Source organism: Pseudomonas quasicaspiana, assembly GCF_021147825.1.
In the GTDB taxonomy this organism is placed as follows: Bacteria; Pseudomonadota; Gammaproteobacteria; order Pseudomonadales; family Pseudomonadaceae; genus Aquipseudomonas; species Aquipseudomonas quasicaspiana.
Window position 1 is genome coordinate 12,324 of sequence record NZ_JAGTPI010000049.1, and the last position, 16,356, is coordinate 28,679.

General features: G+C 57.7%; 11 protein-coding genes and 2 pseudogenes. 7 read left to right on the plus strand and 6 right to left on the minus strand.

Going from position 1 to position 16,356, the window contains the following annotated elements:
• Positions 1 to 128: 128 nt before the first annotated feature.
• Positions 129 to 1,541 carry a M20 family metallopeptidase gene (locus KDX30_RS22380; RefSeq protein ID WP_406643965.1) on the plus strand — a complete coding sequence of 471 codons (1,413 nt, stop codon included), beginning with the start codon at positions 129 to 131 and terminating at the stop codon, positions 1,539 to 1,541.
• Positions 1,542 to 1,676: 135 nt separating this feature from the next.
• Here the strand turns inward: KDX30_RS22380 and KDX30_RS22385 are convergent, their stop codons facing one another.
• From KDX30_RS22385 to KDX30_RS22400, 4 genes are all read right to left on the minus strand, one after another.
• Entirely contained in the window at positions 1,677 to 3,188 is a 1,512-nt protein-coding gene (locus KDX30_RS22385) for an amino acid ABC transporter permease/ATP-binding protein (RefSeq protein WP_231677525.1), read from the minus strand.
• Positions 3,189 to 3,332: 144 nt separating this feature from the next.
• Positions 3,333 to 4,136 (minus strand): ABC transporter substrate-binding protein, encoded by an 804-nt coding sequence (locus tag KDX30_RS22390; protein WP_027901175.1) that lies wholly within the window; start codon positions 4,134 to 4,136, stop codon positions 3,333 to 3,335.
• Positions 4,137 to 4,203: 67 nt separating this feature from the next.
• Positions 4,204 to 5,259: an isopenicillin N synthase family dioxygenase gene (locus tag KDX30_RS22395; RefSeq protein ID WP_231677526.1), complete on the minus strand. Its 1,056-nt coding sequence runs from the start codon at positions 5,257 to 5,259 to the stop codon at positions 4,204 to 4,206.
• 14 nt (positions 5,260 to 5,273) lie between these two features.
• A complete protein-coding gene (locus tag KDX30_RS22400) occupies positions 5,274 to 6,125 on the minus strand; it encodes a sugar phosphate isomerase/epimerase family protein (protein ID WP_231677527.1) in 852 nt (283 codons plus the stop codon).
• 754 nt (positions 6,126 to 6,879) lie between these two features.
• Between KDX30_RS22400 and KDX30_RS22405 the strand changes: the two genes are divergently transcribed.
• The 3 genes from KDX30_RS22405 to KDX30_RS22415 are packed head-to-tail and all read left to right on the plus strand — an operon-like array spanning position 6,880 to position 10,762.
• Positions 6,880 to 7,332, plus strand: coding sequence for a (2Fe-2S)-binding protein (locus KDX30_RS22405; protein WP_099268981.1), 453 nt, complete (start codon positions 6,880 to 6,882; stop codon positions 7,330 to 7,332).
• 11 nt (positions 7,333 to 7,343) lie between these two features.
• The gene (locus KDX30_RS22410) at positions 7,344 to 9,536 is read left to right on the plus strand and encodes a xanthine dehydrogenase family protein molybdopterin-binding subunit (protein WP_231677528.1); all 2,193 of its coding nucleotides are present in this window, start codon (positions 7,344 to 7,346) and stop codon (positions 9,534 to 9,536) included.
• Between the two features lie 11 nt (positions 9,537 to 9,547).
• A complete protein-coding gene (locus tag KDX30_RS22415) occupies positions 9,548 to 10,762 on the plus strand; it encodes a cytochrome c (RefSeq protein WP_231677529.1) in 1,215 nt (404 codons plus the stop codon).
• A gap of 172 nt (positions 10,763 to 10,934) precedes the next feature.
• Here the strand turns inward: KDX30_RS22415 and KDX30_RS22420 are convergent, their stop codons facing one another.
• Positions 10,935 to 11,828, minus strand: coding sequence for a GDP-mannose 4,6-dehydratase (locus KDX30_RS22420; RefSeq protein WP_231677530.1), 894 nt, complete (start codon positions 11,826 to 11,828; stop codon positions 10,935 to 10,937).
• Positions 11,828 to 12,859, minus strand: coding sequence for a GDP-mannose 4,6-dehydratase (gene gmd, locus KDX30_RS22425; protein ID WP_027901168.1), 1,032 nt, complete (start codon positions 12,857 to 12,859; stop codon positions 11,828 to 11,830). Before gmd ends, KDX30_RS22420 begins: the two co-directional genes overlap by 1 nt.
• 446 nt (positions 12,860 to 13,305) lie before the next feature.
• Here gmd and KDX30_RS29890 point away from each other — a divergent pair.
• The 3 genes and pseudogenes from KDX30_RS29890 to mltA all read left to right on the plus strand — a co-directional run.
• Positions 13,306 to 13,986: pseudogene (locus KDX30_RS29890) on the plus strand (PAS domain-containing protein); the annotation flags it as partial.
• Between the two features lie 108 nt (positions 13,987 to 14,094).
• A pseudogene (locus KDX30_RS29895) lies at positions 14,095 to 14,529 on the plus strand (methyl-accepting chemotaxis protein); the annotation flags it as partial.
• Between the two features lie 424 nt (positions 14,530 to 14,953).
• Complete coding sequence (mltA, locus tag KDX30_RS22435) at positions 14,954 to 16,126, plus strand: murein transglycosylase A (RefSeq protein WP_231677531.1); 1,173 nt, start codon at positions 14,954 to 14,956, stop codon at positions 16,124 to 16,126.
• The last annotated feature ends 230 nt before the right edge of the window (positions 16,127 to 16,356 follow it).

Below are 16,356 nucleotides of genomic sequence, written 5' to 3' on the forward strand. Positions count from 1 at the left end.
GTTCTAAAGGCAAGGATAGCTTGCAAACTTGATAATTGTTGCAAGTCAGGCGGCAACGTTACCCTTGATTTCATTGCTGGTCGAGCTGCTTTTCAGCACGACTGAACGCCCCGTGAAAGGTAATCCTGATGTCTTCAACCCCCTTGCATACCCGAGAGCACGCCATTGAACTTGCCGCTCAAACCCTCAATTCCGGGGCGTTTATTGAGACCCTGAGCCGCCGTGTAGCGCAACGTACCGAGAGCCAGAACCCTGAGTGCGCCCAGCCGTTGCGTGACTATTTACTGATCGAATTGCAACCATTGCTGGTCCGTTTGGGATTCACCTGCCGCTTTGTTGAAAACCCGCACTGCGGCAAGCCACCGCTGCTTTTTGCTCGGCGCATTGAAGACCCTGCGTTGCTGACCTTGCTGACTTACGGCCATGGCGACGTCACCAGCGGCCAGGACGAACTCTGGCAGGAAGGCACTGCCCCTTGGCAATTGAGCATCAAGGACGGGCGCATTTATGGTCGCGGTACGGCCGACAACAAGGGCCAGCACAGCATCAACCTGGCCGCGCTCGAAGCGGTGTTGCAGGCGCGCGAAGGCAAGCTCGGCTACAACCTGAAAATCATTTTCGAGATGAGTGAAGAAGTTGGCTCGCCGGGTCTTGAACAAGCCTGCCGTGACAACGCCGAAGAGCTGGCCGCTGATCTGTTTCTGGCCTCCGATGGCCCGCGTGTACGACACGATCTGCCGACGTTGTTCCTTGGCTCCCGTGGCGTCTGCCAGTTCCGTCTGACGCTGGACACCGGTAACGGCAGCCGTCATTCGGGCAATTGGGGCGGGATTATTACCAACCCGGCCATCGTGCTGGGCCACGCCTTGTCATCACTGGTTTCTGCTCAGGGCGAACTACTCGCTGAATGCCTGCGGCCGGCACCCATGCCGGAATACGTGTCGGCGCTGATCCGTGATCTGCCGGTGGGGGGCGAAAGCTTTGACCCGCAGCTCAACCCGAACTGGGGCGAACCGGGCCTGACCACAGGCGAAAAACTGTTCGGCTGCAACACTCTTGAGGTCGTCGGCTTGTCGTCCGGCAGCACGGTCAAAGTGATCGGCGCGATTCCGGGGCGGGCCGAAGCGGTGTGCCAGTTGCGTTTTGTCGACGGTACTGACTGGCAATCGCTGGAGAGCAACCTGCGCAAGTACCTGGATCAGCATGGCTTTGAAGATGTGCAGATCAATATCGAGGGCGGGTATGCCGCGACCCGCCTTGATCCACGTCATCCGTGGGTTGGGTTTGTGCAGCAGTCGGTGAGCCGGAGTCTTGGTGAGCCGGTGAGCATTTTGCCGAACCTGGGCGGGACGATTCCCAACCACTGCTTCGCTGATGTACTGGGCTTGCCGACGGTCTGGCTGCCGCACTCTTATCCATCCTGCAAACAGCACGCGCCGGATGAACATCTGCTTGAGAGTGTTGTGGAGCAAGGCCTGAAAGCCGCGACCGGGTTGTTCTGGGATCTGGGCGAAGCGCCCGCGAAGATGCTGAAGGTCTGACAGACACTCTTTATTTGCACGGGTGCACCAATCCTTGTGGGAGCCGGGCTTGCCCGCGATACAGGCGACGCTGTTCTGTCGTGGACTGCGTCAGCCTTATCGCGGGCAAGCCCAGCTCCCACAGAGGGGAGTGTATTAGCGATCCAGCCCCATAAACTGCATCACCCGTTCCCCAGCCTGACCCGCACGAATGGTCTGCGGTCCAGCATCGGCCTGGACCACGCCGTTTTCCATGAAAATCACCCGGTCTGAAATGGACATGGCGAAGTCCATTTCGTGGGTGACGATCAGCATGGTCATGCCTTCCTTCGCCAGGTCGCTGATGACCTTCAGCACATCTCCTACCAGTTCCGGGTCCAGCGCAGAGGTGGGTTCGTCGAACAGCATGATCTGCGGGTCCATTGCCAGGGCGCGGGCGATGGCGACGCGTTGCTGCTGCCCGCCGGACAACTGATGCGGATACTTGTGTGCGTGGGCCAGCAGGCCAACCTTGTCCAGCAGTGCGTAGGCGCGTTGCTCGCTGATCACCCGATCCCGGTCGTGATAACGCGGGGCGAGGGTGACGTTGTCGAGGATCGTCCGGTGCGGGAACAGGTTGAAGTTCTGGAACACCATCCCGATGCGCTGCACCCCGCGACGGATCTGCGGATTGTTCGGCTTGTCACCTGCGTGAATGAAGCTCTCGCCGAACAGAATGATCTCGCCGTCATCAATGCTTTCCAGGCCGTTGACGGTACGAATCAACGAGGTCTTGCCTGAGCCAGACGGACCGATGATAGAGATTACCTGACCCACAGCTACGTCCAGATTGATGCCCTTGAGCACTTCGTGTTTGCCGTAACTTTTATGAATCGTGTGCAGTTGCAGCGCTGGCGCGAGCCCGTTTTCGACCGGAGCGGCTGCTTTCGAAACAGCCACCGGAAGGCTGGCCCTTAATTGCTGCACGCTGGCGTCATCCAGGGTTTGCGGCTTGCGATTGTTCAGTTCCAGGTGCTGTTCGAGCCAGTGGAACAGCCAGCCAAACACGGTGACGATCATCACGTAATACACTGCCACGGCCGACAGGGTTTCCATGACCAGAAAGTTTTGCGCGTACAGGCGTTGGCCCACGGTCAGCAGTTCAGTCAGGGAAATGACCGAGATGATCGAGGTCAGTTTGACCACGGTGATGTATTCGTTGATCAGCGTTGGCAGCGAGATACGAAACGCCTGCGGGATCACGATCAGCCGCTGCATGCCCAGGACGCCAATACCCAGCGCACGCCCGGCTTCTTTCTGACCCTTGGCCACGGAAATCAGCCCGCCGCGATGGATCTCGGCCATGTACGCCGCTTCCGTGACCACCAGCGCAAACAGGCCTGAATAGAACGGATCGGAGAACAGGTCGCGGGTGAATGGCAGCATCTGCGGCAGGTTGTAGATGAACACCACCAGCACCAACAGCGGGACGCTGCGGAAGAACCAGATATAAATCGACGCTGGAATACGGACCCAGCGCGAAGCCGACAGCTTGGCCGAAGCCAGCAGAAACCCCAGCAGCATGCCGATGAACCAGCCCAGGGCACTGAGCTGGATGACGGTGATGCAGGACTTCCAGAAGTCCACCATCGAAAACAGAGAAAAAAAGTAAGCCCATTCGAATTGCATGTACACCTCAAGGTCAGCCGCACAGCAACCTGTAGGAGCGCGCTTGCCCGCGATTGGGTCTACAGGTCGACTGAGTTATCGACTCGACTGACGCTATCGCGGGCAAACGCGCTCCTACCGATTGGGGGCGTTTAATGCTGTGAATCAGTTACTCGGCGCTTCCAGGTTGTATTTCTTCAGCAACGCATCGTATTCGCCGGATTTCTTGGTCTCGTCGAAGGCCTTGAGCAGCGCTTGATACAGCTCCTCGTTGCCCTTCTTCACGTAAATGCCAAGGGTCTGCTGATAGATCGAATGCTCAGTGCTGACCACCACGCGGCCTTTGGTGCGTTCGGCGATCATGCCGGCCGCGCCGTCGATTTCGACTTGTGCCTGAACGTTGCCCGACAGCAGCGCCTGAGTCACTTCAGGGGCTGATGGGAATTCGCTGACCGAGATCGCGCCTTTGTTGTTCGGCACACAGTAATCCACCGACAGCTTGTTGAACTGGGCAACCCAGGTCGTGCCTTTTTCCAGGCCGACTTTCAGGCCGCAGAGGTCTTCCGGCACCTTGGGTTTGATCTTGCTGTCCTTGAGCACCATGATCGCTGCGCCGGTTTTGGCGTAGGCAATGGTTTGTGCCTGGGTCTGACGCTCCGGCGTGATGTACATACCCGAGATGATCGCGTCGTAGTGACCCGAGTTCAGGCTGAGGATCAGGCTGGAGAACTTGGTGTCGACGAAGTCCGCCTTGAGGTTCATGTGCTTGGCAAGCATGTGCGCCAGTTCGGGATCTGAACCGACGACATTTTTCTTCTCGTCATAGGATTCGAACGGTGGATAAGTGATCTCCATCCCCACTTTGAACACGCCCGGTGTCACGGTAGTGGCGGCGTGTGCCAGCGTCGCGCCAAACACGGCGGCGGCAAGCACGGTCAAGCGGACAGCAATGTTCTTTTTATTGCGCATCGTCGAAGACTCCAAAGTAGAGAAAGGTAAGCACGGTAGAGTTGGGAAAAGGGTTTAGCCGGGCAATTCAGAGCGGTTCTGAAGCCTGGTTTTTCAAGTGGCCAAAGCTCGAAGGCTTTCGGGCTTTTTCATAAAGCTTCAATTCGCCGTTCTCCACTTTTCTGCGCAGGTACTGATAGGTTTGCAGTGCCTGGCCGAACATGTGTTCGCCGATGGTGATCTCCTCGTAATCCTGTGCGCCTGCCTTGGTGAACTGCGGCAACGGTTTGATTTGCGTATGAAAATCGCAGGCGTAGAACAGTGGAAATGAATAGCGTTCTTCGCTGACGGTTCTGACCCGATGGGCCGTTGCAACGAACGTACCAGCGGTCATTACCTCCAGCATGTCGCCGATATTGACGACGAACGCGTCTTCTACAGGCGGCGCGTCGATCCATTCACCCAGATCGTTCATCACTTCCAGGCCCGGCTTGTCAGCCAGCAAGATCGTGAAGCATTCGTAATCGGTGTGTGCACCAATACCGGGCGCATCCTGTGCGGCGTCGTCGAAGGGGTAGTGGATCAGGCGCAGTTTGGACGGCGGTCGAGTGACCATCGCGTCGAAGTAGCCTTCTTCCAGGCCGAGTGCCAACGCGAAGCCATCGAACAGTCGTCGACCCAGAGCGAACACCGCAGCGTAATAAGCTTGTACCGCAGGCTTGAAGCCCGGCAGATCCGGCCATTCGTTGGCGCCGATCAGGGGAGTTTTGGCGATCACCAGCGGGTCTTCATCACCCACTTCAAAGCCGATATCGAAGGCTTCTTTGTGGTCCGGCTTGCCTTTGGCATACACCTCCTCACCTTCCGGCACGAAGCCTTTATGGCTGCGCGACGTGCCGATGTAATGCTGCATCTTGTAATCCAGCGACTGGGCAAAAAGATCCTTGGCGGCCTGACGCAGTCCATCGATCAACGTGAGATCAATGCCGTGATTCTTTATGTACAGAAAGCCGACTTCCCGCGCCGCTTTGCCGAGGTCTTCGGCCACCGCCTGGCGTTGGGCAATATCGGTGCTGAACAGCCCGGCGATATCCACAACCGGGATGCTGTTGAAGTTGGCGATGGCTTGAGAGTGATCCGGCATGACAACAGGCTCCATTAGCGGTAGGTGGATTGGGAGAAGCGCTGGAAGTGTTCGCGTTCGGTCTTACCCATCCAGGTGTTCAGCGACCACAAATCGGCCACCGGCACATTGGTGAAGGGCAGGTGATGCAGGTAGCCATCGGCGCCGAACTCTGGCGTCAGCGTAGTGACTTGATAGCCGCGCTCCTGTTGCGAGCGCCAGATCGCTTCCCAGTGTTGCTGATGGAAGGCCAATTCCTTTGCGTATTCCGGTGCGGCGGGATGCGGGACTTGCGGGCCCTGGTCGTAACCAACCCGGGCCTGAATGTGATGGACGCGTTCAACGAAAGCGCTCAGGTCATCTTCCGGATCGTTGAGCAGACGCTCGCATGTCACGATCCAGTGGCTGATGTCGCTGGTGAAACGCAGGTCCGGCAATTGCCGAATCAGTTCAAGGGTCACCCACGGATTGAACAACGAGCGCGAGCGATGAGTTTCGAAAGTGCATAACTGACCGTGCTTGCGCGCCAGTTCCAGAGCCTGACCGAAGAACTCCACTTGTTGTGTTAATTGCCAACGATCATTACCGGCCAACACGTTGACGAAGCGTGGCGACAGCTCACTCGCCCAGCCCAGTTTCTTGTCCAGATCAGTGAGGTGTTCGGCGACTGTCGCTGATTGTTCTGGCAGCACGTCGTAAGCGGTGAAGACAGTGCTGATATAGCCCACCTGATTGGCCCGCAAGAACGCCGCGAACTCGGCACGCTCCGCAGCGCTCAGTGGCAGGCGCGCTTCCATTCCGTCGAACCCGGCTTCGAGCAGTTCTTCCAGAGCCTGGGTTTTGCTCGCGGTATAGCCCCAGAGGGTGCGGAATATTTCCAGCTTCATCGATCAACCTCAAAAGATTACTCAAGCAAGTGACGCGGCCTGATCTTAGGTGGGCGTGATGAGCGAGAAGAATAGGAAAGCTCAAATCGATAGTTCAGAGATTTGTGAAGTAATTAGTGCCTGGCGCATATCCATTGTGGGAGCCGAGCTTGCTCGCGATGCAGGCAACGCGTTGTTTCAGCCGGACCGCGTTATCGTTCATCGCGAGCAAGCTCGGCTCCCACAGGAATCACTGACGTGGGCGAGCATAGAATCTCCTACAGGAATCACTGATGACGTGGGACTGGCTTTAGCCGGGAGGACAGTATTTCAATAGAAGTAGATCTTCTGGATGTTCTGACCCCCTCCCGGCTAAAGCCGGTCCTACGGAGTTGTGTAAAACCTGTAAGGGTGTATTCCAAGCGTTTAATCAGGAAATGCATGGAATCAGGCACGAACCCCGGAGTTCTAGGCATTTCGTCCTTAGCCAGCACACGCGTACTATCCGCGCACGACCGTATTGCTGACGATCCTCGTCAAGGTATTGCGCAAGTCACGCCGTAGAGCGGCTGCCGTACCTGCTGTCTTTCTTTATTTTGTTTCTGCCAGCCGGATTAAATCCTCCGGAGTTTTCACAGGCGCGCTACTTTTAAATCACCCGGCAACGATCCGGGTGATCACAGAACTATAACGAACCGAACCGAAACCGCTGTGGACCAGCGTCGCCGAGGCGATGCATCAGCGGTTAACCGTGATGAATGCCAGAGGTTTTACGATGCAAACACTACTGATCAATGGTCAGCAGCATGAGCTGGATGTCGCTGAAGACATGCCTTTGCTCTGGGTCCTGCGCGACGTGCTGGGCCTGACGGGCACTAAATATGGCTGCGGTATTGCCCAGTGCGGCGTGTGCACGGTGCATCTCGATGGCCAGGCGGTGCGCTCTTGCGTGTTGCCGGTCAGTGCTGTGGGTGGGCGCAAAGTGACCACCATTGAAGCCGTCGGCGAATTGCCGGTCGGTCAGGAAGTGCAAAAAGCCTGGCTCGCGCACGAAGTCGTGCAATGCGGTTACTGCCAGCCGGGGCAGATCATGTCTGCCGTGGCGCTGCTGCAGGCGCATCCGGATGCCAACGATGAACAGATCACCGAGGCCATGGCCGGGAATCTGTGCCGTTGCGCGACCTATACGCGGATTCGTGCCGCCATCAAAAGCGTCAGTCAGGCCTGAAGGAAGACATCATGTCAGAAGTAAAAGGATCTGCTGCGACGGTGTCACGTCGCGGGCTGCTCAAGGGTGGAGCGCTTTCGCTGGGTGGGCTGGTGATCAGCACCTGGCTGCCGCCGATGGCCACACGCAGCATGGCGGCCGAAGCGGTCAGCACTGCTCGTCTGGGTGACAAGGCCTCTCCGGGTTTTGGTGCCTTTGTGCGCGTAGCCCTCGACGGTCAGGTCACTGTGATCTCGCCGAAAATCGAAATGGGTCAGGGCGTGCAGACCGGTATCGCGATGATGGTCGCTGAAGAGCTGGAAGTCCCGCTCAGCTCGGTGAGGATCGAAGAGTCGCCGCCCGACGCGGCGCTGTACACCGACAACATTTTGCAATTTCAGGCCACCGGCGGCTCCTCATCGACCCGTTACACCTGGGAGCCTTTGCGTAAAGCTGGAGCAACCGCACGGGTTCTGCTGATCGAAGCCGCCGCCGTTCGCTGGAACGTAGCGCCAAGCCTGTGCCGTGCCGAAAACGGTCACGTGCTGGGGCCTAACGGCAAGACGCTGGCCTATGGCGAACTGGTAGAAGCCGCCGCTGCGCTCCCGGTTCCCAAGGACGTCCCGCTCAAGGCTATCGCCGACTTCAAATTGCTGGGCACTTCCGCTCAACGTCTGGACACGCCGCACAAGGTCAACGGTTCGGCGCAGTTCACCATCGACGTAAAAATCCCCGAAATGCTGATCGCTTCGTCGCTCACCTGTCCGGTCCATGGCGGCAAGCTGCGCAGCGTGAAAGACGAGGCAGCACGCAAAGTCCCCGGCGTGCGCGATGTGGTCCGCCTGGAGAATGCTGTCGCCGTTACTGCGACTAATTTCTGGTCCTGCCAGCAAGCGCTGAAGGCGCTGGAAATCGAATGGGACTTCGGTCCACATGCGTCGATTGATTCCGCACAGCTGGACAAAGAGCTGCTGGACGCCAGTTCCAAAGACGGCGTGTTCGCCAAGCAGACCGGTGATATCGGTGCGGCGCTGAAGAACGCTTCAAGCCAGTTTGAAGCCGTGTACCAGCAGCCATTCCTGTCTCACTCGCCGCTGGAACCCATGACCTGTGTTGCTCATGTGCGTCCGGACATGTGCGAGCTGTGGGTCGGTTGCCAGGCCCCTGGCTTTGCGCAAATGGGCGCGGCCAAGGTCGCCGGTCTGCCTGTGGATAAAGTAGTTATCCACAACCAGCTCATCGGCGGCGGCTTTGGCCGGCGTCTGGAGTCGGACTTCATCTTCCAGGCCGTGGACATCGCCCGCCAGCTCAGCTACCCGATCAAGCTGATCTGGAGCCGTGAAGAGGACATGACCCACGACAAATACCGCCCGCATTACGTGGATCGCATGAATGCGGCGCTGGGTAAAGATGGCAAGCCTGTCGGTTGGGAACACCGAATCGCAGGCGCTTCGGTCATGGCCGCCTATGTCGGCAAGTTGCCGGAAAGCGGTGTGGATGCTGACGCCGTCGAAGTGGCCATCGATCCGGTCTACAAACTGGACAGCTTGCAAGTGCGTTACATCCGCCAGGACCCGGAGGTTATTCCGGTTTCCTGGTGGCGTGGCGTGGGCCCGTTGCGCAGCACTTACGCCGTCGAAAGCTTCATCGACGAGCTGGCGCACAACGCCAAGGTTGATCCGGTTGAATACCGTTTGAGCCTGATGCAGGAGCAACCCCGCGCTCAGGCAGTACTGAAGAAAGCTGCAGAAATCGCCGACTGGAAAACCCCTCTGCCAGCGGGTCACGGTCGAGGCGTAGCGGTCAGTGCCGTGTTTGGCAGCTTTGTGGCGACCATCGTCGAGCTGGAAGTGCAGGCTAACAAAGGGATGCGCATCAAGCGTCTGATCACGGTGGTGGATTGCGGCTTTGCCACCAACCCACGGTCTGTCGAATCGCAAATGGAGGGCGGCACGCTCTTCGGCCTGTCGGCTGCGCTGTTCAACGAAATCCTCATCGAAAAAGGCCAGGTGGTGCAGACCAACTTCCACGCCTATCGGCAGATCCGCATGAGTGATGCTCCGCCCGTGGAAGTGCATGTGATCAAGAGTGAAGAAAGCCCCGGTGGTGTCGGTGAGACCGGCGCAGTGCCTGCTGCTGCAGCGCTGGTCAACGCCGTGTTCGCCGCGTCGAAAGTACGCGAGCGTCGTCTGCCACTGAGCCGTTCCGGCTATTTCACTCTTTGAGGAGCGCTGTTATGAAAACGTTGAATTATGCGCTCGCCTTACTGGGTGCAAGCTTTGGGCTGACGGTTCAGGCTGCTGATCAAAGCCTCATCAGCAAAGGCGAGTACCTGACTCGCGCTGCTGATTGCGTGGCATGTCACGTGACACCTGGCGGCAAACCCTATGCCGGTGGTCTGGAGTTCAAACTGCCGTTTGGCACGTTGTACTCGCCGAATATTACCCCCGATAAGGAAACCGGGATTGGCAACTGGACCGACGATGAATTCGTCAGCGCGCTGCAAAAAGGTGTCGGCAAGGACGGCAAGCATTACTACCCGGCCTTCCCGTATACCTCGTACACACTGATGCCGCGCGAGGACATTCTGGCGATCAAGGCCTATCTGTTCAGCCTTGAGCCGATCAGTCAGAAGCCCAAAGAAAATGACCTGGCGTTCCCGTTCAACCAGCGCTGGGGCATGTTCTTCTGGAACGCGATCTTTGCCGATAACGAACGCTTCGTGCCGGACAGCAAACAGTCAGCCGAATGGAATCGCGGTGCTTACCTGGTGCAAGGCCCTGGACACTGTGGCGAATGCCATACCCCGCGCAATATCTTCCAGGCCATGAGCAGCGGTAAATCCCTGGCCGGTGGCGAGATTGGCAACTGGCGCGCCTATAACATCAGCTCTGACCCGAAACACGGGATCGGTGCCTGGCCGCAGGAAGCTTTGGTGAGCTATCTGTCCAAAGGTTACGCGCCGGGTTATGGCGGTGCTGGCGGGCCGATGGCGGATGCTGTCGAACACAGCCTGCGCTACCTGACGCCGGAAGATGTGAACGCGATTGCCGTGTACCTCAAGTCCACGCCTGCACGTAGTGAAGGTGTGCCGCGGCCAGCGGTTGCGGTCAACGACAAGGCGGAGAAAGGCCTGGGCAGCAAGGTCTTCACTGACTCCTGCGTGGGCTGCCACCGTTTGGACGGTACGGGTAATCAGTCGGCCATTGCGACCTTGATCGGCTTGAAAACAGTCAACGACCCGGCAGGCACCAACCTGATGGCGACGCTGCTGGAGGGCCACACCCAAGGGACGCTCCGCGCTGATCAACGCATGCCCGACTTCGCCCGCGCCTATAACGATACCGAGCTGGCAGCGGTCAGCACGTTTGTATTGCGTCGTTTTGGACAGAGCAACGGGGAAGTGAAAGCTGAAGACGTAGCGAAATCGAGAGAGGCTTCGTTGCACTGATTGGCAGTGCTTATCATTTAAATTGAAATGCTCTCCTCTGTGGGAGCTGGGCTTGCCCGCGATAAGGCTGGACGCGATCTAAAGAGAATCGCGCCAGCCTTATCGCGGGCAAGCCCAGCTCCCACAGAGGATTCCCATTCCAATTCAAGATGTGTGAATCATTAGCCGTGCATCAGCCTTCCAACATCCACCGCAGCGTCTCTTTCAACGGCGGCGTCTGCCACTCCGGCACCAACCCGCGCAGCCGCGAGTTATCCCCACACAGCGTCTTCACTTCGTTCTCCCGGACAAACGCCGGATTTACTTCGGTGATGATCTCATGGCCGGTGATTTCGCTGCACATGTCTATCACTTCGCGCAGTGAGTGAGTGACGCCCGAGCTGACGTTGATGGTCTGCCCAAGAGGCTGAACCTCCAGCAACCCCCGATAGGCACTGACAACCGCCCGCACATCACTGAAGTCGCGCCACACATCAAGGTTGCCCAGTTCGATCCTGTCCGCCTTGCGCAAAAAGTGCGCGACGATTTTGGGCAACAGAAAGTTTTCGTCCTGGCCCACGCCGGTGTAGTTGAACGGGCGCGCAATGATTAAAGGTAGTCGGGCCTGCCAGAGGTTAGCCATGTGCTCCATGGCCAACTTGCTGACCGCGTAATCATTGGCGGGGGAGGCTGGCGTTGTTTCATCCAGCGAACCTTCTGAGGCATTCCCGTAAACATTCGCGCTGCTGGCGATCAGCACACAGTCCGGGGATTTACCGCAGGCATCAATGGCTTCCAGCAGGTTGCGAGTGCCAATCAGGTTGACCTGATAAAACGCATCCGCCACGCCATGTCCGACAAATGCCACTGCGGCAAGATGCACCACAATGTCTGGCTGGATTTCGGCCAACAGCTTTTGCAATGCTGCAGTGTCCGCCAGATCGACCTGGTAATAACCCGCTTCTTCAGACGGCTGACGGCCAATGCCAATGACTTCGCAGCCCTGGGCTTTGAGTTCTGCGGCCATGTAGCGACCGGTAAAACCGTGGATGCCGGTAATCAACGCGCGCTTGCCAGCAATAGTCATCAGAAGCTAATGCCTCTTTCATTACGCAGCAAATCGGCTTCAACCATCATTCGGCACAGCTCCTCTAGCGTGGTTTTGGACTCCCAACCGAGGATTTTCTTCGCCTTGGCCGGGTCTCCGACGAGCAGTTCGACCTCGTTCGGACGGTAAAATTTCGGGTTGACCGTCACCAGCACTTTGCCCGTTACCGCATCGACCGCGTGCTCCTCTTCGCCTGAGCCTTTCCACTCAATGTCCATACCGACGGCCTTGAACGTCATGGTGACGAAGTCACGCACGGTTTCCACGCGGTTGGTGGCGAGGATAAAGGTGTCCGGCTCGTCAGCCTGAAGCATGCGCCACATGCCCTCGACGTACTCTTTGGAATAACCCCAGTCACGCTTGGCGTCCATGTTGCCCAGAGAAAACGCGTCCAGTTGGCCCAGTTTGATCTTGGCCACGGAGTCGGTGATCTTGCGCGTCACGAATTCCAGCCCGCGCAGGGGCGACTCGTGGTTGAACAAGATGCCGCTGGTACCGAAGATTCCGTACGACTCCCGGTAATTGATGGTCATCCAGTGCGCGTAAAGCTTGGCAACGCCATACGGGCTGCGCGGGTAAAACGGCGTGCTTTCAATTTGCGGAATGGCTTGCACCTTGCCGAACATCTCGGAGGTGGATGCCTGATAAAAGCGAATCTTCGGATTAACGATGCGTATGGCTTCGAGCAGATTGACCACGCCGACGCCGGTAATTTCTGCCGTGGTCAGGGGTTGGTCGAAGGACACGCCCACGAAGCTTTGCGCTGCCAGGTTATAGATTTCTGTGGCTTCGGTTTTCTGCAGCAGACGAATGCTGGCTGACAGGTCGGTCAGGTCATATTCGATCAGGTGCAGGTTGGGATGATTCTGGATGCCCAGTTCGTTTATGCGCCAGAAGTTCACGGAGCTTGTGCGTCGGTAGGTGCCATAAACCGTGTAGCCCTTTTCGAGCAATAACTCGCTCAGGTAGGCGCCATCCTGTCCTGTGATGCCGGTGACAATTGCTTTCATACGGTGGCTTTCAACTCCGTTCATGAGGATAGAGCGGTCGCCGGTCGGGATCTTCATGACCACCACACTCTGGCTGACCATCCTTGATACTGCGGGGAGATGCTACGCGAGACCCTTCACATGCTAGACGACACTTCGGCCAAGTAAAGCTGGCTCGCAACATCTTGTAAAAAACACGCGCACTGGCAGAAAGTCTGCTTTATTCATTCATATGGGGGTGAATGGTGAACCCGAAGTGGCTCAACCTTATGCATCTCGTTGCGTTTAGCGCGTTGCGTGAAATCTGACAAAGGGTCATAAGCCCTTTTCACCCTTTGCCGATAACCGAAATACTCAACACATCGACCGGTGGCGAAATGTTCAACACTCGCTTGAAAAAGGAATTACAGGCGCAACAAGCCGAGTTGGCGATCTACAGGCAGATGGAAGTCGGCATGAATGCTCAGATGCTCTCCATCACGCTTGATCCCAGCTATCGCATTACCCGAATCAACGACAATTTTCTGAAAACACTGGGCTATGGCGCCGACCGTGTGCTGGGCCGACCGCTGGACGATCTCATTCCAGCCTATGTCAAACAGCTGGAGTGCTACCGCAACTTGCGGGCGGCGGTCGACAGTGGCGTATCGGTCATCGACAACTACCGTTTTATCAAAGTGGACGGCAGTCTGGCCTGGTTGCGGGCGATCTGGTATCCGATCATGGGCGAGAATGGCAAGTTGTCCGAGATTCGTTGCTTCGGTACCGACATCACCGAAACGATCGAACTGGCCACGGAAAATGCTGGATTCATACAGGCGTTGCTGCGCTCCACTGCGGTCATCGAGTTCGATCTCAGTGGGCATGTTATCAAGGCCAACGATCAGTTCTTGCGCGGTATGGGTTACAGCCTTTCGCAGATCAAGGGCAAGCACCACAGCATGTTTTGCGAGCCTGAAGAAACCGCTTCATCCAAATACAAAGAGTTCTGGGCGACCTTGAATCGCGGCGAATTTGTTGCCAGCCGGTTCAAGCGGATTGACGCCAGTGGTCGTGTGGTATGGCTGGAAGCAACCTATAACCCGGTGCATGACGCTCAGGGCAAGCTTTACAAGGTTGTGAAGTTTGCGACTGTGGTGACCGATCAGGTCGAGCGCGAGGTTGAAGTCAGTGAAGCGGCAGGCATCGCTTTCGAGATTTCCCAGCGTACGGACTTGAGTGCCCAGCGCGGCGCGACGGTGGTTCAGGACACTGTAGACACCATGCGCAAGATTTCGGACGAAATGCAGTCGGCGTCAGAAGGCATCGAAGCGTTGGGCAAGCAGTCGCTGCTGATCAGCTCAATCGTTCAGACCATCGGCGGCATCGCGCAGCAAACCAACCTGCTGGCGCTTAACGCGGCCATTGAAGCCGCCCGGGCCGGTGAGCAGGGTCGAGGCTTTGCGGTTGTCGCCGATGAGGTCCGGCAACTGGCCGGGCGCACGAGCACAGCCACCGAGGAAATCGTCAACGTGGTGCAGCAGAACCAGAATCTGGTGGACGCCGCCGTACGTGGAATGGCCAACAGCCGGGGTCAGGCCGAGCAAGGGCTGGGGCTGGCAAACGATGCAGGCTCAGTGATCGTCGAAATCCAGGAAGGCGCCCGACAGGTGGTGGGCGCTGTGAGCCGGTTTGCCAATCAGTTGAAGTGAGGTTGAGCGCAGTTGCTTGAATTGGAATAGGGTCCTGTGGGAGCGAGGCTTGCCCGCGATAGGGCAGGACGCGGTTCACTTTAGATGGTGTCCAGCCTTATCGCGGGCAAGCCTCGCTCCCACATAGACCGCGCTATTCCGTAGGACCGGCCGGGCGGCGTTCCGCTTTAGCCGGGAGGAAGTCCGAATGTTCGCTAAATTTTCTTTGGCGACATACCGCTCTCCCGGCTAAAGCCGGTCCTGCAAGATCAAGAACTCGCTTGCAGGCAAACATAGAATCTCCCACAGGATTTGTGTCACACATGACACGGTATTTCCTCAGTCATCACCTGTAATTCCTGAGCTGACACCTTGCCCTTTGGACACGCGTGCGGGCATTGAGTACCCTTGCGGCCCACACCGCTCCAGGGGAGCCGCAGTGCTCATGAACCTTTCTTTCAAGCAATGGCGCAAAGGCCTGGCCTGGGCCGTGCCGTTGGCAATTCTGCTCGTCGGTTGCGATGGCGGAGACAAACAGCCAGCCCCGCCACCAGAACCACCGCCCCCGCCGCATACCACTTACACCCAAGCGACCTGGGATGCCCTGCCTGCGGTCTCCGATGCCGACTTGCAAGCCGGTTTCGCTTCGTGGCGCAGCGCCTGTGTGCGACTCAAGGCCGATGCAGTCTGGGGCGCGACCTGTGCCGCTGCGGCCACAGTGCCCGCGAATGCCAGTGCCGCTCAGATCCGTGAGTTCCTGCAGGCGAATCTTCAGGTCTACAGCATGCGCTCGGCCACCGGCAGCGCGGACGGTTTGATCACCGGCTACTACGAGCCGGTCTACCCCGGCAGCCTGACCAAAACCGCCAAAGCTTCGGTGCCGATCTATGGCGTGCCTGACGACCTGATCATCGTCAATCTGGAAAGCATCTACCCGGAGCTCAAAGGCAAACGTCTGCGCGGACGTCTCGAAGGGCGCGTGCTCAAGCCTTACGATGACGCCGCAACTATTGGTGCGCAGGGCCTGAATGCCCCCGTGATTGCCTGGTTGACCGATCCGATGGACCTGCAGTTTCTGCAGATTCAGGGCTCTGGCCGGGTTCGCCTGGAGAATGGCAAACAGCTGCGTATCGCTTACGCCGATCAGAACGGCAGACCCTACCGGGCCATTGGCCGCTGGTTGGTAGAGCAGGGCGCGATACCCAAGGAAGACATCACCATGGGCAGCATCGCCGCATGGGCGAAAGCCAATCCCTCGCGCATCCCCGAGCTGTTGGCGAGCAACCCCAGTTACGTATTCTTCACCCGCAACCCAGATAGCAACGAAGGGCCAAGGGGCTCGTTGAATGTGCCGTTGACGTCTGGTTACAGCGTGGCAATTGACCGCAAGGTTATTCCGTTGGGCAGCCTGCTTTGGCTATCGACCACCCGTCCTGACGGTACCGCTCTGGTACGTCCGGTTGCCGCACAGGACACAGGCGGCGCAATCGCCGGTGAGGTCCGTGCCGATTTGTTCTGGGGCACGGGCGATGAAGCGGGTCATCTGGCGGGCGACATGAAGCAGAAGGGCAATATCTGGTTGCTATGGCCGAAGGGTGTGGCGCTGCCTCAGGAATAAACGCAGACAAACTCAAGGGCGCTCAGGCGCCCTTTTTTATTTGCCTGCGGTCACCCTTAGAGCTGCCCCGGTAAACAGAGGGCTGGTGGGACCGGATTCATCCGGGAAGACAGCATTCCAGACGAAGATTATGTAGTGGATGTACTGGCCCATTCCCGAATGAATTCGGTCCCACAGGATTTGCGTAATTCAGATAGTTACGTGTTGTTTGATAGGAGCGGTTTTGAGCT